Annotated in this window: 1 protein-coding gene; it reads left to right on the top strand. The window is 36.6% G+C overall.

The window, feature by feature from the left end:
• A partial coding sequence (locus JKP73_RS22370; RefSeq protein ID WP_438874677.1) for a FlgK family flagellar hook-associated protein occupies nucleotides 1-322 on the top strand: 322 nt, incomplete at both ends.

Raw genomic sequence — 322 nt, 5'->3', positions numbered from 1 at the left:
AGGAAATTCATTTACTCCACCTGTTACATTACTTGATGGAAATAATGGTGGAGGCAAAGTAAATGAATTATCTGTAAGTTACGGTGAAGAGCCGTATTCAGCTGTTGTAGGTGTCAGTGTGAATGGGCAGCCTATTAATATACTTCATTCTAATGGTTCACTAAAGGGATTAATTGATTCCTATGGTCATGATTTCAATGCAACTGGAGAGATCCAAGGAACGTATACAGAAATGTTAGAAGATCTTGATACAATGGCAAATGCTTTTATTGAAGCGTTTAACCAAGTACAACAAAGTGGACAAGGATTAGATGGTACAACA

This window comes from Virgibacillus salexigens (assembly GCF_014905415.1).
In the GTDB taxonomy this organism is placed as follows: domain Bacteria; phylum Bacillota; class Bacilli; order Bacillales; family Amphibacillaceae; genus Virgibacillus; species Virgibacillus salexigens.
This window is presented reverse-complemented; position numbering and strand designations above follow the sequence as displayed.